The organism is Pontimicrobium sp. MEBiC01747, assembly GCF_053601635.1.
The window spans coordinates 1-536 of the sequence record NZ_JBSHNS010000472.1; the positions used below are offsets into that span (position 1 = coordinate 1).

Annotated in this window: 1 pseudogene; it reads right to left on the reverse strand. The window is 27.6% G+C overall.

The features are described 5' to 3' along the window. Positions 1-214 (reverse strand): annotated as a pseudogene (locus ACVC2P_RS15570) (hypothetical protein); the annotation flags it as partial. Positions 215-536 lie beyond the last annotated feature (322 nt).

Genomic DNA, 536 nt, shown 5'->3' on the forward strand with positions numbered 1-536 from the left:
CTGCTATACGTTTCCTATTGGTTAAATCGTAAGCCCCGCTATCATTTGTACTTAATATGCAATCATAAAAATCATAAATATGTCTTACATGCCCTCCAACACTAGAGAAATAAGGAGACACAGATTTATCACATAATACATCGTTAGATAAAAGAGTTAATAATGATTTGGACTTTTGAAGTGTAATTAAAGTAGATTCGATAATATTATTCATGGAAACTAAAATAGATAAATTAATTGAATTTAAAAACTAATCCACCTATAAGTCTATTTATATAGTAATACTTACATTTTTTTTAGAAAAGATGTTAGTCCATAAGATATATTAATAACTTTTGTTTCAAAAAAGACGAACAAAAGCAAAATTGTAACAGTATTTATAATACATAAAGCTTAAAGCAAAAAAAATCCTCAACAAAAAGATATTTGTTGAGGATTTATTGTATAAAAAAAAGCGCTTTAGTATTAATTACTAAAGCGCTTTAAAAAAGGCGACGACCTACTCTTCCACGATTGTAGTACCATCGGCGCTAATG